This window comes from Curtobacterium sp. MCPF17_046 (assembly GCF_003224295.1).
In the GTDB taxonomy this organism is placed as follows: domain Bacteria; phylum Actinomycetota; class Actinomycetes; order Actinomycetales; family Microbacteriaceae; genus Curtobacterium.
Map to the genome: position 1 here is coordinate 1 of NZ_QKLB01000018.1, position 24249 is coordinate 24249.

Here is a 24249-nt window from a genome sequence, read left to right on the forward strand (position 1 = left end):
CCGGCGTCGCCGCCGGGTCGCGCCCTCGCGCTGGACGGCCTCCGGACCGTCGCGATCGTCATGGTGGTCCTGTACCACCTGCACGTCCCGCAGTTCGAGGGCGGGTGGATCGGCGTCACGGTCTTCTTCGTGCTCTCCGGGTACCTCATCACCACGCTGCTCCTGCGCGAGCGGCAGCGGACCGGCACGATCCGCCTCGTGTCGTTCTGGTGGAAGCGCCTGCTCCGGCTCTACCCGGCACTCGTCGCCCTCGTCGTGGCCGGACTGCTGCTCTGGAACTGGGTCGGCGACTACAAGGGCGCGTCGCTCTCGGCGGGTTCGGCGGCGTTCATCGCCCTGACCTACACCGGGAACCTGTTCCGCTCGTTCTGGGACACCACGCAGGGGGTCTTCGCGCACACGTGGAGCCTGTCGATGGAGGAGCAGTTCTACCTGGTCTGGCCACCGGTGCTGCTGCTCCTGCTGTCGCTCGGACGTCGTCGGCGGACACTCGTCCTCGGCCTGTCCACCGTCGTCGTGGCGGCGTCGGCAGCGTCGTGGCTCAGCTACCGCACCCCCTCGGGCGGCTCGACCCCGGACGTGTACTTCTCCCCCGTGCTCGGCGTCGTGCCGCTCGCCACCGGGTGCGTACTCGCGCTGCTGCTCGACGACGAGCGGTGGCGTTCGTTCGCCTCCGGCCTGGCCGGACACGTGGGCACCTGGGCGGGCGCCGCGGCGGTGGTCGGCGTGCAGTTCTGGATCGGTGACGACTGGACCGACCACGCCTGGACCTTCGGCCTGCTCATGCCGGCCACCGGACTGGCGGCGGCGGTCCTCATCGGCGGGCTGGTCTCGGTGCGGACCCCAGTGTCCGTGGCCCTGTCCTGGTCCCCGGTCGCCTGGTTCGGACGCCGGGTGTCGTACTCCGCCTACCTCTGGCACCCGCTCGTGATCGCCCTGCTCGGCACGTTCGCGATCGGCTGGTTCGGGAACGTCTGGCTCTTCGCCGCCGCCGTCATCGTGTCCATCGGGGCGGCGTACGCGATCGAGGTCCCGGTCGAGAAGCTCCGCGCGCGTGCCCGGGAGGCCCGTCGCCTGGTCGCCGAGGACCACGCCGCCCGCAGCGCCGCGAGCTGACGCGGACCCGACAGCGGGGCCGGTCGGTCAGCGGCGACGGTCGGTCAGCGGCGTCGGTCGGTCAGCGGCGTCGGTCGGCCAGCGGCGTCGGCTGGCCTGGCGTCGCGTGTGGTTGTGGTCGATCGCCCGTCGCACGAGCGCCTGCAGTGCCGGGACGTCGACGTCGTCCCCCTCGGAGTACTTGATCGCGCGACGCTGGTTGCCACCGAGTTCGTCGTTGAACAGGCCGTCCGGGTCCTCGAGGGCCGCGCCGTACATGAAGCCGAGCTTCACGGCCGTCCTGAAGACGTTGCCGACGACGAGGATGCCGTCGAGTTCCCACACCGGAGCGCCCCGCCACTTCCAGGTCTCCTCGATCACCGGGTCGACGGCCAGGACCGCCGCACGTGCGTCGGCGAGGACCGATCCGCGCCAGTCCGCGTGCGCCGCGATCATCGCATCGATGTGCTGTGCCGGCGTCGGCTCCACTGCCGGTGTCTCGTCGGTTGCTGCCATGCGCTCACGCTAGTGGTCGGCGCCCCTCCGACGCCTGCCCGGTCGTGCAGAACGCGATTCAGCGGCGGGTGGTGCCGTCCTCGTCGAGCTCGATCTCCTCGTGCGCGACGTCCTCGGAGACCTGCTGCTGCTCGGTGACGGTCTCGGTGCCGAGGCGGACGCGCTCGACCGGGACGGTCTCCTTGTCGACCACGACGCGCTCCTCGCTGAGGGTCACCTCGTGCTCCTCGTCGGACAGGGCCGGGCCGTCGGTCGCCGCGCCGACGTTGCCGTCGGTGATCGGCTCGGTCTCGAGGCGGACCTCTTCGTGCTGCACCGGCACGGTGACGGACTGCTGTTCCGTGACGACGTGCTTGCGGAGGCGGGCACGGCCGGTCTGGACCTTCTGGGTGCCGACGTCCAGGCGCTCCTCGGACCGCGTCATCGCGTCGTCCGTGTTCGCCCCCGAGGTGTCGTGGCCGGCGCTGCGGTCGACGTCGGTGACGTCACCCGAGGCGTGACGACCGGTGACGGTGTCGCTGTCGGCGACACCGGTGGCGTCGGCGGTCGTGTCGTAGCCCGCGGCACCGGCGGTGCGGTCATCTGTCGCGGTGGTCGTGTCACCGGTGGTGTGGGCGGCTGCCGGATCGGTCGGCGTCAGGTCCGGGTCCACGCCGACGGTGTCGTCGTCCGTGCGGGTACCGGTGGTCGCGCCCGTGGAGCTGCCGAGGCCGTAGTGGTCGAAGATGCGGTCCTGCTCGTCGTCGCTGAGGTCGCCGTCGGCGTCGATGCGCGGTGCGTCCTTGATGCGGTCCTTGTCGTACGCGACGCGGAGCTCGTCACCGGTCAGGTCGGCGCCCTCGAGGGGGACGAACGACTCCGACGTGCCGAAGAGGCCGGTGGAGACGCTGGCGAACAGCGGGTGTCCGTCGGTGTTGTCGACGTAGACCTGCTTGACGGTGCCGACCTTCTGGCCGTCCGGGTCGATGACCTTGGCGTCGAAGACGCTGTTGATGTTGTTCGTGTCGATCATGGTCGTTCCCTTCGTCGTGCGGTGGTGTGTCAGGTGGGTTCGTGGGGGCAGAGCGCCCGGGGCGGTGCCTCGGCTCAGCGGCCGAGACCGACGCGGTCGACCTTGCGGTGGTACCGCATGCCCGTGAGGCCGCCGAGGACCGCGCCGACCAGGCTGATGACGGCGACGACGATCACGGTGATGATCCCGGTCACGGTGAGCGTGCCCTCGTCGACCGGGATCCGCGGGAAGCTGTTGAGGTTCCCGAGGACGTTGAACTGGCTGCCCGCGACGGCGGTGATGATCGCCACGACGATCGCGATGACGACCGCCCAGATCCAGACGGCGATGCCCTGCTTGGCACCGGAGAACCGGGCCATGCGGCCGGCGACGTAGCCGCCGGCGTAGTAGGCGACGAACAGGATCACGGCGAGTGCGATGGCGCCGACGATGCCGACGACGTCGCCGTTCTGCGTCACGTCCTTCGCAGTGTCGTCGACGTCGCCGCCGTTCTGGCCGAGGCCGACGCCCGCGCCGACGGCGGTGAGGAGGGCCGTCAGGATGACCGCGGTGCCGGTGGCGGTGAGCCAGCCGAAGAACGCCGAGCCCCACTTGAAGCCGGCGAACTCCTCCTTCTCGCGTTCGAGGACGGTCTCACGCTGGGTCGCACCGCGCTCGGCGCGTCCGGCAGCACCCGCAGCGACGCCGTCGTTCCGTGCGTGGTCGCGTCCGTCGTTCCGGTCGTCACCGGGAGCGGCGACCGCGTGAGCGGCGTCGCCGTCGTGGTGCGTCTCGTCACGACCCGTGCCGTCGTGCGCGCCGGTGCCGCGGACGGGCCGGGTGTCGTCGTCGGGTGTGCTCATGGGTGCCTCCTGGCGGTGGTGCTCGTGCTGGTGGTCGATCCGCCCGGAACGGAACTCGGGTGCGCCCGTGAGGGCTGGCAGATCCGGCACCTGATGCGGTTCGCGGACAGTCGGGAACCGGTCGGTCAGGAGCCCGCGGACTCCTCGACCGTCACGTGCCGGACGCTCCGCGTGGCGGCCGCTGCCACGGTGGCGAGGACGATGAGCGCGGCGCACCCGAGCAGGGTCGGCACCGTTCCCACGGTGTGCGCGAGCGGTCCGACGAGCGCTTCGCCGACGGGCACCGCGACGACCGAACCGACCGCGTCGTACGAGTACACGCGGGCGAGGACGTCGCGCGGCACGTTCGTCTGCAGGGACTGGTCCCAGGCGATGGAGAACACCTCGATCGCGACGCCGGCGGCGGCGAAGGCGACGACACGGCGTCATGGTGACACTCGCGAGACGGCACCGTCAAAGGGCTCTTTGGGGGTCGTGGTGGCGTTCCCGGCAACCGGTGGTCCGGCCGTGCGTAGGCTCGGCCCGTGACCACGGACACCACGGACGTCCTCGTCGTCGGCGGCGGACCGGTCGGCCTCTTCCTCGGCGCGCTCCTGGTGGCCAGGGGAACCGCCGTGCAGGTCTGGGAGCGCCGGACCACCGACCCGGTCGGCTCGCGGGCGATCGGGATCCACCCGCCGTCGCTCGACGCGTTCGCCGAGGTCGGGTTGGCCGACACGGTGCTCGCGGAGGCGGTCCTCGTGCGGACCGGGGTGGCCCGGAGTCGCGGTCGGGTCCTCGGCACGCTGTCGTTCGACGGCGCGTCCGACACGCACCCGTACGTGGCGACGCTCGACCAGCACCGGACCGAGGTGCTCCTCCGCGACCGGCTCGATGCCGGTGCACCCGGAGCACTCCGGACCGGCACCGCACTCGTCGGGCTCACCCGGCACCGCGACCACGTGGACGCGACCGGCACCGACCGCGACGGCCGACCGGTCGAGATCCGCGCGTCCTTCGTCGTCGGCGCGGACGGCGCCCGGAGCCTGGTCCGCGACCTGCTCGGCATCGGGACGACCGGCCGGGACTACCCGGACCGCTACGTGATGGGCGACTTCGCCGACCCCGAGGACGCGGACGCCCGTTCGGCCGCCCTCGTCGACGTCGGCGCGGCGGGCGTGGTCGAGTCCTTCCCGCTCCCCGACGGCCGCCGACGGTACGTCGTGCTCCTCCCCCGGGACGACGCCCTGGCGGACCCAGCCGTCCCCGCGGCCGCAGCCGACGCGCCGGAGGCGGACCGGGCCTCCCGGCTGGCGGCGATCGTGCGGAACCGCACGGGTGTCGCGCCGGACCCCGCCACCTGCTCGATGCTCAGCGCCTTCCGCGTGCGTCGCCGCACCGCGGACCGCGTCGGACTCGGCCGGGTGGTCCTGGTCGGCGACGCGGCCCACGAGATCAGCCCGATCGGTGGACAGGGCATGAACCTCGGGTGGCTGGACGCGGCCGACCTGGCACCGGTCCTCGCCGACGCGGTGCGCACCGGTGCGGCCGGACCATGGCCGGTCTACGCGCGCCGGCGGCAGGCCGCCGCACGACGGGCCGGACGGCAGGCGGAGGCGAACATGGCCCTCGGCCGCGCGGTCCCCGACGTGGTCGGCGTCGGCCGGGAGGCGCTGCTCCGGTCCGTCCTGGCGCTCCCGACCGCGCGTGCCCTGGCCCGGCTGTACGCGATGGCCTGGGCGTAGTCGACCTCCCGTCCGTCCGACGGGCCTGCGAGACGGGTCCGTCCGAGCGGAACGCCGCCGAGTGGTCGGGACGCCGCGGGAGGTGGCGGCGTCTCGGAGCCATCGAGGCGTCCCGAGCAGACGCCGCCGTCAGGCGGTGACCGTGTGCGGGTAGGCGGCCGCGCGGCCCTGGAAGGCGAGGATCGCCTCGTTGCGGACCTGCCCGTGCTCGATCTCGATCGCCCGACGGATCGTGTCCGACTCCGCCCACGCCGACGGACCCGACATCACCGTCCGGAGGAACGGCATCAGCGCCTCGCTGATCTCCCACGTCGACGAGTTCCAGAGCAGTGACGGGCTGTGGTCGACGGCGTAGTAGTTCGTCGACCCGCCGACGGTGACCATGGGCTCGGCGAACGACGTCGGCCGTGCCCAGTTGAAGCCCATCCCCTCGTCGATCGAGACGTCGACGACCAGGCTCCCCGGGCGGAAGGCCTCGAGGTCCTCGGTGCGGAGGTAGGTCAGGGGCGCGTTCGGGTCCTGGAGGGTGCAGTTCACGACGATGTCGTTCCGCGCCAGGTACGGCGCGAGCGGGACCGAGCCGTCCCGGGTCCGGACCGTGCTGCCCGTCGGCGCGTCCTCGTCGTGCTCGATCTGCAGGATGTCGACGGACGGGATCGGCGACCCGACGGCGGCGATGTCGCGGTTCGTGAGGACGCGGACGTCGTGGATGCCGTGGGCGTTGAGGGCGGTGACGGCCCCACGGGCGGTGGCACCGAAACCGATGACGACGGCGGTGAGCCGACGCCCGTAGTCCCCGGTGGAGCCGCAGAGCTGCAGCGCGTGGATCACCGAGCAGTACCCGGCGAGCTCGTTGTTCTTGTGGAAGACGTGCAGGCCGAAGCCGCCGTCGGCCCGCCAGTGGTTCATCGCCTCCCAGGCGATCAGGGTCAGGCGCTTCTCGATCGCGAGCTGCGTCAGCGCCTGGTCCTGCACGCAGTGCGGCCACCCCCAGAGCACCTGGCCGTCCCGCAGGTCGGCGAGGTCCGGTGCCTGGGGCTTCGGCAGGAGCACGACGTCTGTGGTGGCGATGATCTCCGCACGCGTGGCCATCGCTCCGACGAGGGGTTCGAGCTGTTCGTCCGGGACGCCGAAGCGATCGCCGTACCCGCGCTCGAGGACCATCCTGGCGCGGAGGTCGGGGTCGATGCGTTCGACGTGTGCGGGGTGGATCGGCAGGCGACGTTCGTCGGCCTTCCGGGAGACAGCCAGCACCCCGAGCCGGAGCAGGTGGGGTGTCGGCGTGGTTTCGGTCATGGTGCACTGTACGGCCCGCACGGTCGAGGGCCCCGCGCACCCGGTTGCGGGGATGCCCTTCACTCCGCCGCGGTGAGAGCAGCCAGCGCGCGCTCCAGGTGGCGCCGACCCGCGTCGTCCAACGGTGCGAAGAGCTCGTCGAGCACGTGGACCGCGATCGCGTGGCCGTCGTCGAGCGCTGCGCGGCCGGCGTCCGTCAGGGTGTGCACGAGACGGCGCCCGAGTCCCGCCGACCGTTCGATGAGGCCGCGTTCGACGAGCCGTGTCGCGAGCGTGCCGAACGCCTGGTCGCTCTGGAACGTGGCGACGGCGAGGTCGTGGCCGGAGGCTCCGGGCATCCGGTCGACCGCACGGAGCGCGTCCCACTGCACGAGGCTGACCCCGACGTCGCGGAGCGCAGCGTCCATCGTCCGGTGGTTCCGGTACTGCGCCCGCTTGAGCATCTGTCCGAGCAGTTCGAGGTCCGTCGGCATGGTGCTACGGTATCAACATCGTTACATCAACATGTTGAGACAGGTGGACCATGACCAGCACCCTCCCCACTGACCTCCCCGTCGACCAGGACGGCGATCCCGCCGCGCGGGTCGCCCTGGTCCTCCACGGCGGCGGTGGCCCGCAGACCGTCGCACCGATCGTCGGGCACCTCGCGGCGACCATGCACGCCGTCGCGCCGACCCACCCCGGCTGGGACGGCACCGCCCGGCCGGAGGCCATCGCCTCGGTCGCCGACCTCGCGCACGCGTACCTCGACCACCTCGTCGACCGCGACGAGCACGACGTCGTCCTGATCGGTTCGTCGATCGGCGGGTGGGTCGCCCTCGAGATGGCCGTCCAGGCGGCCGCGGATGACCGGTACCGCGGACGGATCGGGGCCGTCGTGGTGATCGACGGCGTCGGCGTCGTGGTGGACGGTGAGCCGATCGCCGACTTCTTCGCCCTCGATGCCCGCCGACTGGCCGAGGTGGCGTGGCACGACCCCGAGCGCGGGTACCGGGACCCGGCCGGCTCCACCGACGAGCAGCGCGCGGTCCAGCAGGCGAACCGCCGCACCATGGCAGCCGTCGCCGGCACGAGCATGAGCGACCCGACGCTCCTCGGCCGTCTGGGGGCGGTGGACGTCCCGACCCTCGTCGTGTGGGGTGCCAGTGACCGGGTCGTCACGCCCGCGTACGGCAGGGCCGTCGCCGCAGCCGTTCCCGATGCCCAGTTCGTCGAGGTCCCGGCGGCCGGGCACCTCCCGCACCTGGAGGCTCCGGACGCGACGTGGGCGGTCATCGACCCGTTCCTGCGCCGGTCCTGATCGGGCACTCCGCACGCCCTGGCGTCGGTCTCGCCCTGGGACTGGTGTGCGGCGGCGGCGGCCGCGGCCGCGGCCGCGGCTCAGGCCACCAGGGCCGCTCCCGCGAAGCCGAGCTCGACGACGAGCACGAGCGACGATGCGATCACCAGGCGGAACAACGTGCGGGTCGGCGGCCCGGTCAGCACGAGTCGCACCCCGACCGCTGCCAGGACGACCACGACGACCGCACCCAGCACGGCCAGCACAGCGCCGACCCCGCGGACCGGGTCGTCGCCGCCGAGCTGGCCGACGAGCACCAGGACGGCCGCGACGACGAGCGAGCCGAACGCGACGACCCCGGACGCGTGCAGGCCGAGCCGGTGCGGGAAGCCGCGCACCCCGGTCGCCTCGTCGTCGACGAGGTCGGGCAGGACGTTGGTGCAGTGGATCGCGACGCCGAAGACCGCACCGGTCGCGATCGCCCACGCGGCGGGCCACCTGACGTCGGGCCCCGCCGCGATCGCGACGACCGGGAGCAGCCCGAACGCGACGACGAACGGCGCGACCGACCAGGCCGTGCGCTTCAGGCCGGCGTCGTACGCCCACCCGGCCGCGACGAGGACCACGTGTGCGACCGCGGCGACCGGCCCGAGGAACAGCGACAGCACGACGGCGATGCCCGCGGTGACGACGGCGGCGGCGCGGACCGTCCCCACGGCGATGAGCCCCCGGGCCACCGGCTTGTCGCTCCGCCCCACGGCTCGGTCACGGTCGGCGTCGATCCAGTCGTTGGCGAGCCCGATCGAGAGCTGGCCGGCGACCACGGCGAGCGCCACGAGCACGACGGTCCCCACCGGGTGCCCCACCGCGGCGGCGAGGACGGTGGCGAGGACCGTCACCGTCACGGTCGGGCCGGGGTGCGAGGACGCGACGAGCAGGCGGACGGTCGAGGGCCTGCGCGGAGGGGTCACCGTGCCAGCGTACGGAGCGGGCGCGTGCTCGGTCGCCACGAGCCATGCCACCGGGCAGTGCGACGGCCGGCGGTCCCCCTCGTGGGGTCCGCACACTGAGAACCTGGACGAGCACACGACCACCTCCGGCCTAGGGTCCGATGGGCGTCGACCACGGGGCGCACGCGGGAGGGATCACCATGACCACGACGAGCATCCCGGCCGGACGGCGGGGGTTCCTGCGCCGGATGACCTTCGCCTGCGCGTGGGGTGAGGGCCTCGACGGGTTCGACCTCGGCGTGATCAGCGTCGCCCTGCCCGCCATCACCGTGGCGCTCGGCCTGGACCCGGTGCTCGCAGGACTCATCGGTGCGAGTTCACTGATCGGCATCTTCATCGGAGCGCCGCTCGCCGGCTGGCTCACCGATCGGTTCGGCCGCAAGCGCGTCTTCACGATCGACGTGCTGGCGTTCATCGTCCTCGGTCTCGCGCAGGCGTTCGTCGCCGACGGCTGGCAGCTGTTCGTCGTCCGGGTACTGCTCGGGGTCGCGATCGGCGCGGAGTACGCGATCGGTGCCGCGATGCTCGCCGAGTTCGCCCCCGCGAAGGACCGCGGCCGACGACTGTCCGGGTTGCTCGTGTGTTGGTACGGCGGCTACCTGATCGCCGTCGTCACCGCCTACGTGATGATCGACGCGTTCGGCCTGAGCTGGCGGTGGGTGCTCGTGACGAGCGCGCTGCCGGCCGTCGTCACCGCCGTCGCCCGGATCGGGTTCCCGGAGTCGCCGCGGTGGCTGCTCGCCCGCGGCCGGGTGGACGAAGCACGGACGATCGTCGCCGAGCACCTCGGCGGTGACGCGTACTTCCGCGACGAGCAGTACGCGGCGGAGCAGCAGAAGGCCGGCGGGTACCGCGTGCTGTTCTCGAAGGAGAACCGGCAGCGTCTCGCGTTCATCTCCCTCTTCTGGGCGTGCAACGTCGCGCCCTACTTCGCGATCTTCACGTTCGCCCCGACGGTGCTGAAGTCCCTGCAGCTGCACGACGAGGCCGCGGGCACGATCACGGTGAACGCGATGGCGGCGGTCGGAGCACTCGTCGGCATGCTCACGATCGAGCGGCTCGGTCGTCGCCGGCAGCTGATCCCGCCGTTCTGGATCATGGCCGTGGCGCTCGCCGTCGTCGGACTGTGGGGATCCGCGCCCGGCGTCGTCGTCGTGCTGTGTTTCGCGGTGTTCTCGTTCATGAACGCCGTGCAGGGCAACCTGACCGCGGTCTACCCGATCGAGGTGCTGCCGACCGAGGTCCGTTCCACCGGCGTCGGGTTCGCCGCCGCGTGCAGCCGCATCGGCGCGGCCGCGGGGACGTTCCTGCTCCCGGTCGGCATCTCGACGATCGGCATCGGTGCGTGCATGCTCATCGCGGCGGCCGTCTGCGTCGCCGGCGGGATCCTGTCGCAGGTCATGGCACCCGAGACGACGGGCAAGGGGCTGCACGACACCAGCACGCAGCCGCTCCGGCAGCAGACGCCGTCCGCCGCAGGGCGCTGACGCTCGGGCTCGTCACCGACCGGCGGCCGCCGCCCGTTGCTCACCGGACGGCGCCGGAACCGACCGACGCCGCGACCCGATCAGTCCCGACGCCAGGGCGATGCCGAGGAGCACGACGAGACCGCCCACCGGCTCGTTCCACCGCAGCGGCTCCCCGAGCACGAGGACGCCGAGTGCGACCCCGACGACCGGCGTCAGGTAGGTCACGGTGGAGGCGCGCCCGGCGCCCCAGGCCCCGACCAGCCGGGTGTTCCACGCGTACGCCAGCCCCGTGCCCACGGCGCCGAGCGCCACCATCGCGGCTCCGATCCTCCAGTCCAGCCGCACCGGACCGGTCGCGATGACGGGTGCGACCAGGAGCATGAGCACCGCGGCGAGCGTCAGCTGCACCGTCGCGACGGTGGTCGGATCGATCCCGCCGCCGACGCCGAAGCGGCGGAGCCACGCGAGGCCGATGCCGTAGGACGCGGTCATGCCGAGGAGCGCGAGCTGTCCCGGCACGCTCGCGAGGACCTCCGGGTCGCCGAGCACGTCCCAGGGACCGACGAGCACGAGGACCCCGACGATGCCGAGCACGATCCCACCGACCTGCCGCCGGTCCAACCGCTCGGTCGGCACCAGGACGGCCAGCGCGAGCAGCGTCATGATGGGCGTCGTCGCGTTGTAGATGCTGGCGAGCCCGGACGGCACGGTCTGCTCGGCCCACGCCATGAGGGACGACGGCACCGCGTTGAGGAACACCGCGACGACGAACAGGTGTCCCCACAGCCGCCGCTCACGCGGCCACCGACGGCGCGTGACGAGCAGCACGACGACGAGCGTCAGTGCGCCGAGCACCGTGCGGACCGTGGCGACCTGCTGGGGCGCCAAGCCCTCGAGCCCGATCTTCGCGAAGAAGAAGCTCGAGCCCCACGTGAGGGCGACGAGGACGTAGAGGAGGGCGTTCACGAGGCCTAGTCTCGGGAGTGTCCGGTCATGCGGCAAACGCATGACGCTCATGCCGTCATGAAGGAAGCGCATGACCGTATCGCTCCCCCAGCTCCGCGCGTTCGTCGCGACCGTCGACGCGGGCTCCTTCACCGCGGCCGCGCTCGTGCTCGGTGTCGGGCAGTCGGCCGTCTCGCACGCGGTCGCCGGACTCGAACGCGAGGTGGGCGGCCCGGTCGTGCTCCGCGGCGCCGCCACCGCGCCGACGCCGCTCGGCGACCGCCTGCTCGCCCACGCCCGGAGCGTGCTCGCCTCGGTCGACGCCCTGGAGGCCGTGGTGCGGCCCGCCCCGGCACGCGGCACCGTGCGCCTCGCCGCCGTCCCGACGGTGTGCCAGGGGCTGCTCCCCCGGCTCCGCGCGGTCTGGGCGGTCACGCTGCCGGACGTCGACGTGCAGGTGTACGAGGGCGACGACGACGAGATGCCGGAGTGGCTCGAAGCGGGCACGGTCGACGCCGCGGTGCTCGTCGACCCGACCGTGGTACCGGACGGCGGGGTCGTCGTCGCTCAGGACGAGATGGCCGCCGTCGTCCGCCGGGACCACCCGCTGGCCGAGCTCCCGGCGCTGACCCTCGACGACCTGCACGAGGACGGCCTGGTCGCGGGCGGCGGTGGCTGCGAGCACCAGATCCAGCTCATGCACGAGCGGGCCGGACAGCCGTTCCGCTACGCCCACCGCGTGCGGGAGATGAGCACGATGTTCGGGATGATCCAGCGCGGCGAGGGCGTCTCGATCGTGCCGACGCTCGGCCGCGTGATGCTGCCGCCGGACCTCGTCATGCTGCCGATGTCGCCCGGGTACCAGCGGACGCTGGTGCTGAGCGGGCCGTCCTCGCGGCCGTGGCACCCCCTCGCCCGGGCCCTGGTCGACGCCGTCTGAACCCGGAGCCGTCCCCGGTCGGCAGGATGGGGTGATGGCCTCGACGCACACGAAGACCTTCACGGACCCGGACGAGGCCGCCGCCGAGGCGGCCGGCCTCGAGTGGCTCGCCGAGGCCGAGGAGACCGGTGGCACCCGGATCGCCCGCGTCCTCGGGCGTCCACACCCGACCCTGCTCGAACTGGAGCTCATCGCCGACGGGACCCCGACCCGTGCGCAGGCGGCGCGCTTCGGTCGCTCGCTGGCCCACACGCACGCCGCCGGTGCCGCGCACTGGGGTGCCCCGTCGCCCGGGTTCCCGGCGAACGGTCCGCTGCGGATGGGCCGCTCGCGCACACCGTTCGTCCCCGCGTCCGAGGCGCCGACGTCCTGGGGCGCGTTCTTCGCCGAATACCGGATCCGGGACTTCGTCGAGCGGATCGTCGACGCCGGCGGGTACGACGGTGCCGAGGCCGCCGTGTTCGAGCGGGTCTGTGACCGCCTGGAGGACGGCTCGCTCGGGTCCCCGCAGCCGGCGCTCGTCGGGGACGGTCCGGCCCGACTGCACGGCGACCTCTGGGCCGGGAACGTGCTCTGGCCGCGGGAGGCGGACGCACCGACCGGCGCCGTGCTCATCGACGCGACCCCGCACGGCGGTCACGCGGAGACGGACCTGGCGCTGCTGGCGCTCTTCGGCCTCCCGGAGCTCGGGACCGTGTTGGCCGCGTACGACGACGAGTCGCCGCTCGCCCCCGGGTGGCAGGACCGCGTGGCGCTGCACCAGCTCGCCCCGCTCCTGCTGCACGTGTTCCTGTTCGGTGGCTCGTACACCGACGCCGCACTGCGCGCCGCCCGCCGCTACGCCTGACGGCCCGGACCGCATCCACGCCGGACGGGTGGCCGTCCCCCTGCCAGGCTGGGGAGATGACCACCGTCCCCGAACCCTGGATGCAACGACTCCGCGACGGCGCCTTCCCGCCCGTCCGGAAGACCGTCGTCGCCGTCGCGGTCCTCGGCGTGCTCGGGCTCGCCAGCATCGCGCTCGAGCTCGCCAGCGGGGTCGGTGTCGGGTCCGGCGACGGCCGCAGCACCCGGGGCTGGCTGCTGCCCTGATTCCTCCTCTTCGCCGCGGTCGCGCTCGCGGTCGGCACCGCCCGGTACCGCCGTCGCGACCGTGCCGCGCTGGCCCGTGCCCGGGCGTGGCAGGTGCGGCCGCGCCTGTTCCTGCCGGCACACGTGAACCTCCGCGGTGACCTCGCCGCGTTCGGCATCGCTCCCCGCCGTCGGGCGCGACCGGCGCTCTGGACCGTCGACGAGGTCGGACTGCACGCTTGGACACCCGACCAGGCCGAGCCCGTCGTCGAGATCCCGTGGGTGGACCTCCGCGACGTCGAACCCGACGAGCGCAGGAGCATCACCGGGCAGAGCGGCTGGTCGCTCGCCCTCGTCACGGGGGCAGGACGCCTCGGGGTGATCGCGCGTCCCGCCCTGGGATCGCCGCTCGGCGCGAGCGCCCGGAAGCAGGACGACCTCATGCGGGCCGTCCGGTCCCTGCGGCAGGAGCTCCAGCACACGCCGGCACCCCGCGGCTCGTCCCTCCCGTGACCCTCCCCGGAGAACGCTGCCGCGGCGTTGACTTTGCGTTTACAGCGCTGTAAAACTGGGCTGGCGCGACGGAGCGCGAAAGGGAGTGACCATGGGCATGGGCAGCACAACGGCACGATCGGCTCTCAGCCGGCGCGGGTTCCTCGCCGGCGCCGTCGGCGGGCTCGGGCTCGGCACACTGGCGCTCGCCGGGTGCTCGGCCCCCTCGGCCGGTAGCACCGCGGCGGGCGGCAGCACCCTGCGCTTCTACGAGCAGAAGCAGGAGGTCATCGCCTACTTCGACGACCTGCTCCGCCGCTTCGAGCGCGAGAACCGCGGCGTGCGGGTCGTGCACGACAGCACCGTCGCCATCGCCCCGCAGTTCGTCCGCGGTGAGCCGGCCGACGTCGGCTGCTTCAACGACAACCTCGAACTCGCGCGCTACATCGAGCGCGGGGTGCTCCGTGACCTGAGCGACCTGCCCTCCGCCGGTCGGGTCCGGAAGAGCATCGACGGCCTGACGAACCAGTACGCGAAGTACGAGGACCGCACGAGCGTGCTGCCGTTCTCGCTCGCGGCCGCCGGCGTCATCTACAACAAGCGCATCTTCGACGAGCAGGGCCTGCCGGTCCCGACCACCTGGGACGAGTTCGTCGACGTCTGCACCGCGCTCCAGGAGGCCGACATCACCCCGGTCTACGCGACCGACCGGGACACCTGGACCCTCTGGCAGGGCCTGTTCGACTACTCGGTCGGGAGCCTGGTCGACACCGGCTCGTTCTTCCGGAAGATGAAGGCCCTCGGGACCGACGTCGGGCCGGACGCCGAGGTGTCGTTCGAGAAGGACTTCGCCCTCCCGATGGAGCGCGCGAAGACGATCTCGTCGTTCTTCAACCCCGACCACGCCACCCGCTCCTACGCGGACGGCAACCTCGCCTTCGGACAGGGCAAGGCGGCGATGTACCTGCAGGGACCGTGGGCGCTCAGCCAGATCGCCCTCGTCGACGAGGACCTGCCCGTCGGGACCTTCGCACTCCCGGTCTCGAACGACCCGGGTGACCGGAAGGCACGCGTCAACATCGACCTCGGCCTGTGGATCCCGACCACCACCCCGCACCTCGAGCAGGCGCAGGAGCTCGTCGAGTTCCTCATGCAGCCCGACGTGATCAACGCCTACAACCTGGACAACCTCGCGTTCTCGACCACCGAGGACGCCGCCCCGCAGACCGACGAGCGCATCCAGGGACTGCAGCAGTACGTCGACGACGGCGCGTTCTACCAGGGCGCGGGCACGTTCATCCCCACCTCCATCCCGCTCGGCAACTACCTGCAGACCGCCATCCGCAGCGGCGACTTCGACTCGATGCTGCGGCGGCTCGACACCGACTGGCGACGACTCGCCGGCCGCTCGGCGACGGTCTGACCGGCGCGACCAGGAACAGCCGGACCGGACCCCAGGAGCGATCATGACCATGCAGACCCCCCTGACCCCCGAGACCGAGGACCCCCGTCCCGGCCCCGCCACCGCAGCGACCCGCGTCCACCGCCGCGTCGGCTCCCTGCACCGCACCGAGGGCATGTACTACCTGTTCCTCGTGCCCGCCCTCGTGCTGTTCACGGCGTTCGTCGTCGCGCCGGCATGCGTCGGCATCTTCTACAGCTTCACGGACTATCTCGGGTTCGGGCAGTGGCACTTCCTCGGCATCGAGAACTACCGCGCACTCGTGTCCGACCCGGCGATCCTCGGGTCGTACGGGTTCACGCTCGGCTTCGCGGTGGTGACCGTCATCGTCACGCAGACGATCGCGCTGTCGCTCGCCATCGCCCTGTCCAAGCGGGTCCGTTTCGCCGCGGGCCTCCGGTCGGTGTTCGTCATCCCGATGGTCGTGTCCGGCATCATCGTCGCCTACGTCTTCAACTACCTGTTCTCGAACACGTTGCCGGCCCTGGCAACGTCCGTCGGGTTCGGCCCGCTCGAGCAGAGCATCCTCGGCGACCCGAACCTGGCGTGGCTCGCCATCGTCATCGTCTCGGCGTGGCAGACCATCCCGGGCGCGCTCCTCATCTACACCGCCGGACTCACCTCGATCCCGGCCGACGTGTACGAGGCCAGCTCCCTCGACGGCGCCGGGACGTGGAAGCAGCTCCGGTCGATCACCCTGCCGCTCATCGGTGGCTTCATCGTCATCAACACCGTGCTCGGCGTGAAGGGCTACCTCGGCGCCTACGACGTCATCGTCGGCCTGACGAACGGCGGGCCCGGCTCCGCGACGAGCAGTGTCGCGATGACGATCTTCACCGGCTTCACCAGCGGTGACTACGCCTACCAGATGGCCAACGCGACCGTCTTCTTCATCATCACCGTCCTCATCTCGGTCCTGCAGCTCGCAGTGACGCGCGGAAGGAACCTCCGACTCGCATGAGCGCCATCGACACCCGGTCCCCGGCCACCGCAGCCGCCCGCACCACCCCCGACCAGCCGCGCCGCCGCCGCCTCGAGCGCGTCAACTGGCCGCTGACGATCATCCTGGCGCTCGCGTCCCTGACCGTCCTCGTCCCGCTGTACGTCACGGTCGCCATGGCGTTCAAGACGAGCGCGCAGGCGGTCGACGGCAACGCGCTGTCCCTGCCGACCCCGTTCAACCCGGCGAGCTTCGCCGAGGCGTGGGCGCTCACCCGCTTCCCGGTCTCGTTCTCGGTGTCGCTCGGCGTCGCCGCACTCACCGTCGTCGCGACGCTCCTGCTCAGCTCGTTCGCCTCGTACGCCATCGTCCGGAACTGGCACCGCCGCTTCTTCCGCTGGTCGTTCGTGTACCTGCTCGCGGCGATGTTCCTGCCGTTCCCGGTCGTCGCGCTCCCCCAGATCAAGCTCACCGCGATGATCTCGCTCGACAACCCCATCGGCGTCGCGATCCTGCACGCCATGTTCCAACTGTCGTTCAGCGTGCTGCTCTACTCGGCGTTCCTGCGCTCCATCCCGGTCGAACTCGAGGAGAGCGCCCGCATCGACGGCGCCTCCACGTGGCAGATCTTCTGGCGCATCATCCTGCCGCTGCTCGGACCGATGAACGCGACCGTCGGCATCTTCGCCTTCCTCGCCTCGTGGAACGACTTCATGATGCCGTCGCTCATCACCGCGGACCCGGGGCTGCAGACGCTGCCCGTCGTGCAGAACATCTTCCAGAGCCAGTTCGGCACGAACTACAACGTCGCGTTCGCCTCGTACCTCATGGCGATGGCGCCGACCGTCATCGTCTACCTGTTCGCGCAGCGCTGGGTGATCAGCGGCGTGACGCAGGGCGCCGTCAAGAGCTGAACCGAGCCTCCAGACCGACACCGGCCGGAACGGCCGAGACAGGACCACCAGCGTGACCACACCCCCTCCCGGCCCCCTGCCCACCATCCGCCCCTTCCCCGGATCCGACCCCGTCGCCTCCGCCGAGGCCGTCGTGCACGGCGACCACTGGCGGGTCACGGTCCTGCAGGACGGCCTGTTCCGGGTCGAGTGGAGCGAGGACGGCGGCTTCGAGGACCGTGCCTCGACGTTCGCCGTGCGTCGGCGGCTCGAGGTACCCGAGTACACGGTGCTGCGCCGCGGCGCGGGTGTCGAGGTGACGACCGACCGTGCGACCCTGCGGTACGACGGGCGGCCGTTCTCGTCGGCCGGCCTGGTCGTCGAGACCTCCGGACCCGACGCGAACCGCTGGCGCTACGGCCAGGAGGCCCGTGACCTGGGTGGCACCGGACGCACCCTCGACGACGTGGACGGGCGGATGCCGCTCGAGTCCGGCGTCCTGGCGCGCGACGGCATCGTCATGCTGGACGACAGCGAGTCGTTCCTGTTCGAGGACGACGGCTGGGTCGGCAGCCGGGTCCCCGGCCGGCGGGACGTCAGCGTCTTCGCGTACGGGCGCGACTACGCCGCGGCGCTCCGGGCGTTCCACGCGGTGTCCGGGCCGCCGACCCTGATGCCCCGGTGGGCGCTCGGCAACTGGTGGAGCCGCTACCACCCGTACTCGGACGAGTCGTACCTGGCCCTCCTCGACCGGTTCGACGAGGAGCGCCTGCCGTTCTCCGTCGCCGTGATCGACATGGACTGGCACCGGGTGGAGTCCGTCCCGTCCCGGTTCGGCAACGGCTGGACCGGCTACTCGTGGGAGCCCTCGCTCTTCCCCGACCCGCCAGCGTTCCTGGCCGAGCTGCACCGGCGCGGGATGCGCACGACGCTCAACCTGCACCCCGCGGACGGCGTCCGGGCGTTCGAGGACGCCTACCCCGCGATGGCCGCGGCGATGGGGGTCGACCCGGACACCGAGCAGGCGATCCCGTTCGACCCCACCGATCCGGACTTCCTCCGCGCGTACTTCGAGGTGCTGCACCGTCCCCTCGAGGAGCAGGGCGTCGACTTCTGGTGGATCGACTGGCAGCAGGGCCGGACGTCCTCCGTCCCGGGGGTCGACCCGCTCTGGGTGCTCAACCACTTCCACCTGCTCGACTCGGCCCGTGACGGCGGCGCCGGCATGACGTTCTCCCGCTACGCCGGACCGGGCAGCCACCGCTACGCCGTCGGGTTCTCCGGGGACGCCGTCGTCTCGTGGGCGTCCCTGGCGTTCCAGCCGGAGTTCACCGCCACCGCCGCGAACATCGGCTACCCGTGGTGGAGTCACGACATCGGCGGGCACACCCGCGGGGTCCGGGACGACGAACTCGCGACACGGTGGGTGCAGTTCGGCGTGTTCTCGCCGATCATGCGCCTGCATTCGGCGAACAACCCCTTCATCCGCAAGGAGCCGTGGGTCTTCCCCGCCGAACCGCGGGCGGCGATGGGCGACGCCCTGCGCTTCCGGCACCGCCTCGTGCCGTACCTGCACACCATGAACCACCTCGCCGCGGCCGGCACCCCGCTCGTCCGGCCGATGTACCACCTCGAGCCGCACCGGGACGAGGCGTACCGCGTCCCGAACGAGTACGCCTTCGGCACCGAGCTGGTCGTCGCGCCGATCGTCGAACCGCGTGACCCGGTGACCCTGCGTGGGCACGCCCGCGCCTGGTTGCCGGCCGGGACCTGGACGGACGTGTTCACGGGCACCACCTACGCCGGGGACCGCTTCGTCGACCTGCACCGGACGCTCGACACGATCCCCGTGCTGCTGCGGGCCGGCGGGATCCTGCCGCTCGCCGCACCGGAGGAGGTCGACGCGACGGTGAACCCGGCCGCGCTCGAGGTGCTCGTCGCGCCCGGGGCCTCCGGCAGCTTCACGCTCGTCGAGGACCGCGAGGACACGTCCGGGCAGGAGGACCCCGGCGGATCCGCGGGACCCTCCGTCGCCGACGGCACCGGTGCCTGCCGGACGACGCTCACGTGGGACCGGGACACCGCCTCGTTCCGCGTCGACGCGGCGGTCGGGGACGTCGACGTCGTCCCGGTCCGTCGACGGTGGCGCGTCACGTTCCTCGGGTCGCCTGCCGCCGGGCAGGAGGCCGCGGTCGTCCGGCCCGACCGGTTCTCGATCGACCTCGACGTCCCCACCGACGAGGGCGCGGTCCTCACGTTGGCCGGTCCCCCGTCGGTCGGCGTCGACGCACGGGACGCCGCGCGGGACCTGCTCGAGCGCGCCCAGGCCGGGAACCCCGAGAAGCTCACCGCGTGGGAGGTCGTGGACCGCGACGTGCCGCGGGCCGACCGGATCGTCGAGCTCGAGACGGTCGGGCTGCCGGACTCCCTGCGGAGCGCCCTGGTCGAGCTGCTGGGGAGCGTGCAGCCGGACGGGCGCTGACGACGGGCTCGCCGCGGTCCGTCAGGCCGCCACCATCCGCGCGAGCAGGTCCTGCGCGGTCGCCGGCTCGCGCCCGAGCAGGTCACGGAGCAGCGGGTCCGTGCCCGCGAACCGACCCTGCGCCGCCGCCTGGTACATACCGAGCAGGAAGCGCACCATGCGCTCGTCCTGTCCGCTGGCGACCGCGCGGGCGACCCACTCGTCCTCGTCCACGACCTCGAAGCGCACCGGCGTACCGGACACCGCTGCGGCGGTGCGCGCCAGGTCCTCGAACGTCGGTGCCTCGCTCGCGGTGAGCGTCACCGGGCCGTCGAGGGGTTCCGCCGCGAGGAGGATCTGCGCGGCGGCCTCGGCGGCGTCCTCGCGGGCGGTCCAGGACACCGGCCCGTCGGCCGGTACCGACACGACACCCGTGGCCTGCCACGGTCCGGTCATCCACTGGATGCTGTGCGCGTAGAAGCCGTTCCGCAGCGAGGTCCACGGCAGCCCGGACGCGGCGAGCATGTCCTCGGTCGCGGCGTGGTGCCGGGCCGGCAGGAACGGCGAGCCGGCACCGGCTCCCTGGTGGCTCGTGTAGAGGACCCGTCCGACCCCGGCTGCCACCGCGGCGTCGACCGCGTTGCGGTGCTGGCCGATCGTGTCGCCGGCAGGGTCGTTCGACGAGACGAGCAGGAGCTGGTCGGCACCGGCGAAGGCGGACCGCAGTCCGTCGGGGTCGTCGTAGTCGCCCTGCCGGACGGTGACGCCCTGCTCGGCGAACCGTGCGGCTCGGGCCGGGTCACGGGTGACGACGGTGACCTCCGATGCGGGCAGCCGCTCGAGCAGGTGGTCGGTCGTCGCGCCGTTCAGGGCGCCGGTCGCTCCGGTGATGGTGATCATCGATGTCTCCTTCGTGCTAACGGTGGTAACAGAACGAACCTACCACCGGAAACACAGCGGTAGCAAGGAGTCGTTATCGTTGATCCATGCCCGATGCGCCCTTGCCCCGCGCCGACGTCCGCGACCGGATCGTGACCGCCGCCGCGGAACTCCTGCGTCGGGACGGAGCGGCCGGTGTCACGACCCGGGCGGTGTCGGACCGCGCGCACGTGCAACCGCCGACGATCTACCGCCTGTTCGGCGACAAGGACGGCCTGCTCGACGCCGTCGCGGAACACGCGATGACCGAGTTCGGTCGGACGAAGGCCGCTGCCGTCCACGCAGCCGCCGAGCACGAGGTCGACCCCGTCGCCGACCTCCGCATCGGGTGGGACCTGACGATCGGCTTCGGGCTCGACAACCCCGACCTCTTCGTCATCATGAGCGACCCGCGACGGGGCAACGGGTCACCGGCCGTCGCCGCGGGGCTCCGCCTGCTCGAGGACCGTCTGCGCCGCGTCGCAGCGGCCGGGAGGCTCGCGGTCCGCGAGCGCGACGCCGTCCGGCTCCTGCACGCGGCCGGCACGGGCGCCGTGCTCACCCTCCTCGAGGAGCCCGAGGGCGAGCGGGACCCCGCCCTCGCCGACGCCGCGTTCGCGGCCGTCATGACGCAGATCTGCACGCCCGATCCGAGCGGGGCGGCGCCGGACGGGCCGTCCGCGACCCGGACGGCCGCGCTCACCCTCCGGTCGGTCGCGCCGGACCTCGCGGCCCTGTCCCCGGCCGAACGGTCGGTCCTCGCCGAGTGGCTGGACCGCGTCGTCGACCACGAGGGCGAGCCCGGCCACCGTGGCCGACGCGGAGAGCACGGCGGATCCGGCCACGACGAGGACTGAGCCCGTCACGGGCGGGCCTCCCGTCAGTCGACCGAGCCGTCCGGGTAGGGCGCGCTCTCCCCGACCAGGATCCGGTGCCCGACGGTCACGGCACGCCCCTCGCCCGGCCGACCGGCGATGCGCTCCTGCAACCGGTCGAGTGCCGCCTCGGCGAGCGCGACGGTGTCCGGCGCGACCGAGGTCAGACTCGGCACCAGGCTCGCGGCGAGGCCGATGGCGTCCCACCCGACGACGGCGACGTCGCGTGGCGCCTCGAGCCCGCGCAACCGCATCGCACGGAGGGCGCCGACCGCGGCGAGGTCGTCCCGGCAGAGCAGCCCGTCGATCGAGAGTCCGTCGTCGAGCGCGCGTCCGAAGGCCTGCTCGGCCCCGCGGGCGTCGCCGACCTCGCGCGGCACGCACAGCGACGGGTCGAACGGCAGCCCGGCAGCGGCCAGGCCGTCGCGGTACCCCTCCATGCGGAAGGCCGAGGTGCGGGACTGCTCGCCCACCTCGTGCCCGAGGAACCCGATGCGGTGTCGCCCGAGTGCGGCGAGGTGCGCGACGGCCTCGGACGCGGCCAAGACGTTGTCGATGGCCACGAGGTCGCCGCCCGGGGGTCGGACGTCCTCGCCCAGGAACACGACGGCGGTGTCCCCGCGCGCCCGGTCGATCTCGGCCGGTGTGAGGACCTGGGGGTGGATGACGACGCCGTCGACGACGCCCGCCTCACGCCCACGGACGGCGGAGAGCTCGCCGCCCGGCGCTCCGGCGGTCTCCTCGAGCAGGAGCTGGTAGCCGCGGTCGGCGCACACGCGGGAGAACACGTGCGCGAGCTCGGCGAAGTACGGACGGCGGAGGTCGGGGAAGGCGAACGCGAGCATGTTCGTCCGTCCGGTGGCGAGGCTCCGCCCGGAGACGTTCGGCCGGTACCCGAGCTCGTCGACGGACCGCTGCACGCGCTCCCGCATGGCGTCGCTGACGTGCCGGTACCCGCGGACCACGTTGGACACGGTCTTCATCGAGACGCCGGCGTGCTCCGCGACGTCCTGCAGCGTGACCTGGCCCACGCGCTCACCGTACCGTTGACGCTGCGTTTACAGCGCTGTAAATTGCTCGACCATGAGCACCGTCGCTTCCCCGGTCCCCGTCGACGTCACCGACCTCCCCCTCGCGAGTCGTCAGGACGGCCGGTACCCCCGACCGCAGATGCTCCGCCGCGACTGGACGGACCTCAGCGGCACCTGGTCCTTCCGGTACGACGACGACGACTCCGGAGCAGACTCGGGATGGGCCACGGGCCTCCCGGCCCCCCGCGCGATCACGGTGCCGTTCCCGCCAGAGTCCCCGGCGTCCGGGATCGGCGACCCGGGGTTCCACCCCGTGGTCTGGTACGCGCGGACGATCGGCCGCGCCGAACTCGAGGCAGCCGGCCACGGCACCGCACGCCCCCGCCTGGTGCTGCACTTCGGCGCCGTCGACCACCGCGCCCAGGTGTGGATCGACGGCCGGTTCGTCGGCGAGCACGAGGGCGGGCACACGCCGTTCTCGTTCGACGTCACCGCACTGCTGACCGACGGCGCCGACGGCACGACCGAGCACCTGCTCGTCGTCCGCGCCGAGGACGACCCCGCCGACGTCACCCTCCCCCGCGGCAAGCAGGACTGGCACGAAGACGCGCACGCCATCTGGTACCGCCGCACCACCGGCATCTGGCAGCCGGTCTGGCTGGAGGCCGTGCCGCGCACCGCGATCAGCTCCCTCCGGTGGTCGCCGGCGGGGGCCACGGCGACCGCGTTGACCGTCCGGTTCCGGGGCCGCGTGCCGGCCGGAGCGCGGCTGCGGGTCGCCCTGCGGTTCGACGAACGGGACGAGGACCTCGGGACCACCGACTGGGACGCCACCGCGAGTCGGCCGACCCTCGACGTGACGGTGCCGGTCGCACGGCAGCGCAACGGCCAGGCCGAGGACGAGCTGACCTGGTCGCCCGAGCACCCACGCCTGGTCGACGCCGTGCTCGCCCTCGTGGACCAGGACGGCCACGTGCTCGACGCGGTGTCGAGCTACCTCGGCATGCGGAGCGTCGGCGTCGGCGGTGGCCGGTTCCTGCTCAACCGTGCGCCGTACCCGGTGCGCAGCGTGCTCGACCAGGCGTTCTGGCCGGAGTCGCACCTGGCCGCACCGCACCCGCTCGCCCACCGCCAGGAGGTCGAACTCATCAAGGCCCTGGGGTTCAACGCCGCACGGATGCACCAGAAGATCGAGGACCCGCGGTTCCTGCACTGGGCGGACCGCCTCGGCCTCATGGTGTGGGGCGAGGCACCGGCCGCGTACGAGTTCTCCCCCACCGCCGTCCGTCGTCTCACCGCGGAGTGGACCGCGGCCGTGGAACGGGACGCCTCGCACCCGTCCATCGTCACCTGGGTCCCGTTCAACGAGTCGTGGGGCATCCAGCACGTCGTGTCCGACCCGGCGCAGCAGGCGTACTCCCGCGCCCTCGTCGACCTGACGCGCGCGCTCGACCCGTCCCGCCCCGTGATCGGGAACGACGGCTGGGAGCAGCAGGACACCGACATCGTGACGATCCACGACTACGAGGGCGACGGTGCGGTGCTGGCGCGCACCTACGCGGACGACGCAGCCCGCACCCGTGCCCTCGAAGGACTCGCCCCGTCCGGCCACCCACAGTTCGTCGGCGGGGCCGTGGACCAGGGGCAACCGGTGATGCTCACCGAGTTCGGCGGGGTGCGACACCAGTCGGGCGGGCGCCGGGAGGAGGGCTGGGGCTACACGACCGCCACCGACGGCGACGACTGGGTCGAGCGCATCACGGCGCTGCACGACGCCGTCCGCGCCAGCACCTTCCTCGCCGGCTCGTGCTGGACGCAGCTGACGGACACGATGCAGGAGACGAACGGGCTGCTGAACGCCGACCGGTCACCGAAGGTCCCCGTCGAGCAGATCCGTCGGGCCGTCACCGGGCAGTGACCCCGTCGGCGTGCACCTCCGACCCACCCCGGTGATGTGTAGAGTGTTGCGCCGCGAGGA

Annotated in this window: 24 protein-coding genes; 14 read left to right on the forward strand and 10 right to left on the reverse strand. The window is 72.6% G+C overall.

The features are described 5' to 3' along the window. The coding region (locus DEJ32_RS13780; protein ID WP_110901676.1) for an acyltransferase at positions 1 to 1116 on the forward strand (1116 nt) is incomplete at its 5' end. A gap of 27 nt (positions 1117 to 1143) precedes the next feature. Here the strand turns inward: DEJ32_RS13780 and DEJ32_RS13785 are convergent. The 4 genes from DEJ32_RS13785 to DEJ32_RS13800 all read right to left on the reverse strand — a co-directional run bounded on the left by DEJ32_RS13785 (position 1144) and on the right by DEJ32_RS13800 (position 3848). Beyond that, a complete protein-coding gene (locus DEJ32_RS13785; RefSeq protein WP_110901677.1) occupies positions 1144 to 1611 on the reverse strand; it encodes a DUF1801 domain-containing protein in 468 nt (155 codons plus the stop codon). A gap of 58 nt (positions 1612 to 1669) precedes the next feature. Further along, the gene (locus DEJ32_RS13790) at positions 1670 to 2623 is read right to left on the reverse strand and encodes a DUF2382 domain-containing protein (protein ID WP_110901678.1); all 954 of its coding nucleotides are present in this window, start codon (positions 2621 to 2623) and stop codon (positions 1670 to 1672) included. 74 nt (positions 2624 to 2697) lie between these two features. Beyond that, on the reverse strand, positions 2698 to 3465 hold the full coding sequence (locus DEJ32_RS13795) for a hypothetical protein (RefSeq protein ID WP_181420686.1): 768 nt from the start codon (positions 3463 to 3465) through the stop codon (positions 2698 to 2700). A 125-nt stretch (positions 3466 to 3590) separates the two neighbouring features. Beyond that, positions 3591 to 3848, reverse strand: a complete 258-nt coding sequence (locus DEJ32_RS13800) for a hypothetical protein (protein ID WP_181420687.1) — start codon at positions 3846 to 3848, stop codon at positions 3591 to 3593. A 141-nt stretch (positions 3849 to 3989) separates the two neighbouring features. On the opposite strand from DEJ32_RS13800, the gene DEJ32_RS13805 reads away from it, so the two are divergent. Beyond that, positions 3990 to 5189, forward strand: coding sequence for an NAD(P)/FAD-dependent oxidoreductase (locus DEJ32_RS13805; RefSeq protein ID WP_110901679.1), 1200 nt, complete (start codon positions 3990 to 3992; stop codon positions 5187 to 5189). Positions 5190 to 5318: 129 nt separating this feature from the next. On the opposite strand, the gene DEJ32_RS13810 is transcribed toward DEJ32_RS13805, so the two are convergent. Together DEJ32_RS13810 and DEJ32_RS13815 are read right to left on the reverse strand one after the other, a co-directional pair. Beyond that, positions 5319 to 6485, reverse strand: coding sequence for a N(5)-(carboxyethyl)ornithine synthase (locus DEJ32_RS13810; RefSeq protein WP_110901680.1), 1167 nt, complete (start codon positions 6483 to 6485; stop codon positions 5319 to 5321). A 59-nt stretch (positions 6486 to 6544) separates the two neighbouring features. After that, positions 6545 to 6958, reverse strand: coding sequence for a MarR family winged helix-turn-helix transcriptional regulator (locus tag DEJ32_RS13815; RefSeq protein WP_110901681.1), 414 nt, complete (start codon positions 6956 to 6958; stop codon positions 6545 to 6547). 50 nt (positions 6959 to 7008) lie between these two features. On the opposite strand from DEJ32_RS13815, the gene DEJ32_RS13820 reads away from it, so the two are divergent. Then, a complete protein-coding gene (locus tag DEJ32_RS13820; protein WP_110901682.1) occupies positions 7009 to 7785 on the forward strand; it encodes an alpha/beta fold hydrolase in 777 nt (258 codons plus the stop codon). Positions 7786 to 7865: 80 nt separating this feature from the next. On the opposite strand, the gene DEJ32_RS13825 is transcribed toward DEJ32_RS13820, so the two are convergent. After that, a complete protein-coding gene (locus DEJ32_RS13825; protein ID WP_110901721.1) occupies positions 7866 to 8735 on the reverse strand; it encodes a UbiA family prenyltransferase in 870 nt (289 codons plus the stop codon). A gap of 179 nt (positions 8736 to 8914) precedes the next feature. Between DEJ32_RS13825 and DEJ32_RS13830 the strand changes: the two genes are divergently transcribed. Then, positions 8915 to 10261: an MFS transporter gene (locus DEJ32_RS13830; RefSeq protein ID WP_110901722.1), complete on the forward strand. Its 1347-nt coding sequence runs from the start codon at positions 8915 to 8917 to the stop codon at positions 10259 to 10261. A 12-nt stretch (positions 10262 to 10273) separates the two neighbouring features. Here DEJ32_RS13830 and DEJ32_RS13835 read toward each other — a convergent pair whose 3' ends face one another. Then, complete coding sequence (locus DEJ32_RS13835; protein ID WP_110901683.1) at positions 10274 to 11209, reverse strand: DMT family transporter; 936 nt, start codon at positions 11207 to 11209, stop codon at positions 10274 to 10276. 70 nt (positions 11210 to 11279) lie between these two features. On the opposite strand from DEJ32_RS13835, the gene DEJ32_RS13840 reads away from it, so the two are divergent. The 8 genes from DEJ32_RS13840 (at position 11280) to DEJ32_RS13875 (ending at position 19468) form a co-directional block, all read left to right on the forward strand. Further along, positions 11280 to 12128 (forward strand): LysR family transcriptional regulator, encoded by an 849-nt coding sequence (locus DEJ32_RS13840; protein ID WP_110901684.1) that lies wholly within the window; start codon positions 11280 to 11282, stop codon positions 12126 to 12128. 34 nt (positions 12129 to 12162) lie between these two features. Beyond that, positions 12163 to 12975 carry a fructosamine kinase family protein gene (locus tag DEJ32_RS13845; RefSeq protein WP_110825939.1) on the forward strand — a complete coding sequence of 271 codons (813 nt, stop codon included), beginning with the start codon at positions 12163 to 12165 and terminating at the stop codon, positions 12973 to 12975. A gap of 56 nt (positions 12976 to 13031) precedes the next feature. Next, positions 13032 to 13220, forward strand: coding sequence for a hypothetical protein (locus tag DEJ32_RS13850; RefSeq protein ID WP_110901685.1), 189 nt, complete (start codon positions 13032 to 13034; stop codon positions 13218 to 13220). Between the two features lie 93 nt (positions 13221 to 13313). Beyond that, complete coding sequence (locus DEJ32_RS13855) at positions 13314 to 13712, forward strand: hypothetical protein (RefSeq protein WP_110901686.1); 399 nt, start codon at positions 13314 to 13316, stop codon at positions 13710 to 13712. Positions 13713 to 13809: 97 nt separating this feature from the next. Further along, entirely contained in the window at positions 13810 to 15114 is a 1305-nt protein-coding gene (locus DEJ32_RS13860) for an ABC transporter substrate-binding protein (RefSeq protein WP_110891262.1), read from the forward strand. 43 nt (positions 15115 to 15157) lie between these two features. Then, entirely contained in the window at positions 15158 to 16114 is a 957-nt protein-coding gene (locus DEJ32_RS13865) for a carbohydrate ABC transporter permease (protein WP_110825937.1), read from the forward strand. Beyond that, a complete protein-coding gene (locus tag DEJ32_RS13870) occupies positions 16111 to 17007 on the forward strand; it encodes a carbohydrate ABC transporter permease (protein WP_110891263.1) in 897 nt (298 codons plus the stop codon). The genes DEJ32_RS13865 and DEJ32_RS13870 overlap by 4 nt, the downstream gene beginning before the upstream one ends. 52 nt (positions 17008 to 17059) lie before the next feature. Next, positions 17060 to 19468, forward strand: coding sequence for a glycoside hydrolase family 31 protein (locus DEJ32_RS13875; protein WP_258369067.1), 2409 nt, complete (start codon positions 17060 to 17062; stop codon positions 19466 to 19468). 21 nt (positions 19469 to 19489) lie between these two features. On the opposite strand, the gene DEJ32_RS13880 is transcribed toward DEJ32_RS13875, so the two are convergent. Beyond that, positions 19490 to 20347, reverse strand: coding sequence for an NAD(P)H-binding protein (locus DEJ32_RS13880; protein WP_110901687.1), 858 nt, complete (start codon positions 20345 to 20347; stop codon positions 19490 to 19492). Between the two features lie 86 nt (positions 20348 to 20433). Here DEJ32_RS13880 and DEJ32_RS13885 point away from each other — a divergent pair, with 86 nt between their 5' ends. Further along, complete coding sequence (locus tag DEJ32_RS13885) at positions 20434 to 21222, forward strand: TetR/AcrR family transcriptional regulator (protein WP_110901688.1); 789 nt, start codon at positions 20434 to 20436, stop codon at positions 21220 to 21222. A gap of 23 nt (positions 21223 to 21245) precedes the next feature. Here the strand turns inward: DEJ32_RS13885 and DEJ32_RS13890 are convergent, their stop codons facing one another. Next, positions 21246 to 22271: a LacI family DNA-binding transcriptional regulator gene (locus DEJ32_RS13890; protein WP_110901689.1), complete on the reverse strand. Its 1026-nt coding sequence runs from the start codon at positions 22269 to 22271 to the stop codon at positions 21246 to 21248. Between the two features lie 52 nt (positions 22272 to 22323). On the opposite strand from DEJ32_RS13890, the gene DEJ32_RS13895 reads away from it, so the two are divergent. Next, a complete protein-coding gene (locus tag DEJ32_RS13895; protein ID WP_110901690.1) occupies positions 22324 to 24189 on the forward strand; it encodes a sugar-binding domain-containing protein in 1866 nt (621 codons plus the stop codon). Positions 24190 to 24249: the final 60 nt, after the last annotated feature.

Coding starts and splice junctions, on each gene's coding strand:
- DEJ32_RS13830 (WP_110901722.1), top strand. CDS start 8,915: ATGACCACGACGAGCATCCCGGCCGGACGGCGGGGGTTCCTGCGCCGG.
- DEJ32_RS13880 (WP_110901687.1), bottom strand. CDS start 20,347: ATGATCACCATCACCGGAGCGACCGGCGCCCTGAACGGCGCGACGACC.
- DEJ32_RS13870 (WP_110891263.1), top strand. CDS start 16,111: ATGAGCGCCATCGACACCCGGTCCCCGGCCACCGCAGCCGCCCGCACC.
- DEJ32_RS13815 (WP_110901681.1), bottom strand. CDS start 6,958: ATGCCGACGGACCTCGAACTGCTCGGACAGATGCTCAAGCGGGCGCAG.
- DEJ32_RS13885 (WP_110901688.1), top strand. CDS start 20,434: ATGCCCGATGCGCCCTTGCCCCGCGCCGACGTCCGCGACCGGATCGTG.
- DEJ32_RS13820 (WP_110901682.1), top strand. CDS start 7,009: ATGACCAGCACCCTCCCCACTGACCTCCCCGTCGACCAGGACGGCGAT.
- DEJ32_RS13810 (WP_110901680.1), bottom strand. CDS start 6,485: ATGACCGAAACCACGCCGACACCCCACCTGCTCCGGCTCGGGGTGCTG.
- DEJ32_RS13840 (WP_110901684.1), top strand. CDS start 11,280: ATGACCGTATCGCTCCCCCAGCTCCGCGCGTTCGTCGCGACCGTCGAC.
- DEJ32_RS13860 (WP_110891262.1), top strand. CDS start 13,810: ATGGGCAGCACAACGGCACGATCGGCTCTCAGCCGGCGCGGGTTCCTC.
- DEJ32_RS13865 (WP_110825937.1), top strand. CDS start 15,158: ATGACCATGCAGACCCCCCTGACCCCCGAGACCGAGGACCCCCGTCCC.
- DEJ32_RS13895 (WP_110901690.1), top strand. CDS start 22,324: ATGAGCACCGTCGCTTCCCCGGTCCCCGTCGACGTCACCGACCTCCCC.
- DEJ32_RS13785 (WP_110901677.1), bottom strand. CDS start 1,611: ATGGCAGCAACCGACGAGACACCGGCAGTGGAGCCGACGCCGGCACAG.
- DEJ32_RS13845 (WP_110825939.1), top strand. CDS start 12,163: ATGGCCTCGACGCACACGAAGACCTTCACGGACCCGGACGAGGCCGCC.
- DEJ32_RS13795 (WP_181420686.1), bottom strand. CDS start 3,465: ATGAGCACACCCGACGACGACACCCGGCCCGTCCGCGGCACCGGCGCG.
- DEJ32_RS13790 (WP_110901678.1), bottom strand. CDS start 2,623: ATGATCGACACGAACAACATCAACAGCGTCTTCGACGCCAAGGTCATC.
- DEJ32_RS13850 (WP_110901685.1), top strand. CDS start 13,032: ATGACCACCGTCCCCGAACCCTGGATGCAACGACTCCGCGACGGCGCC.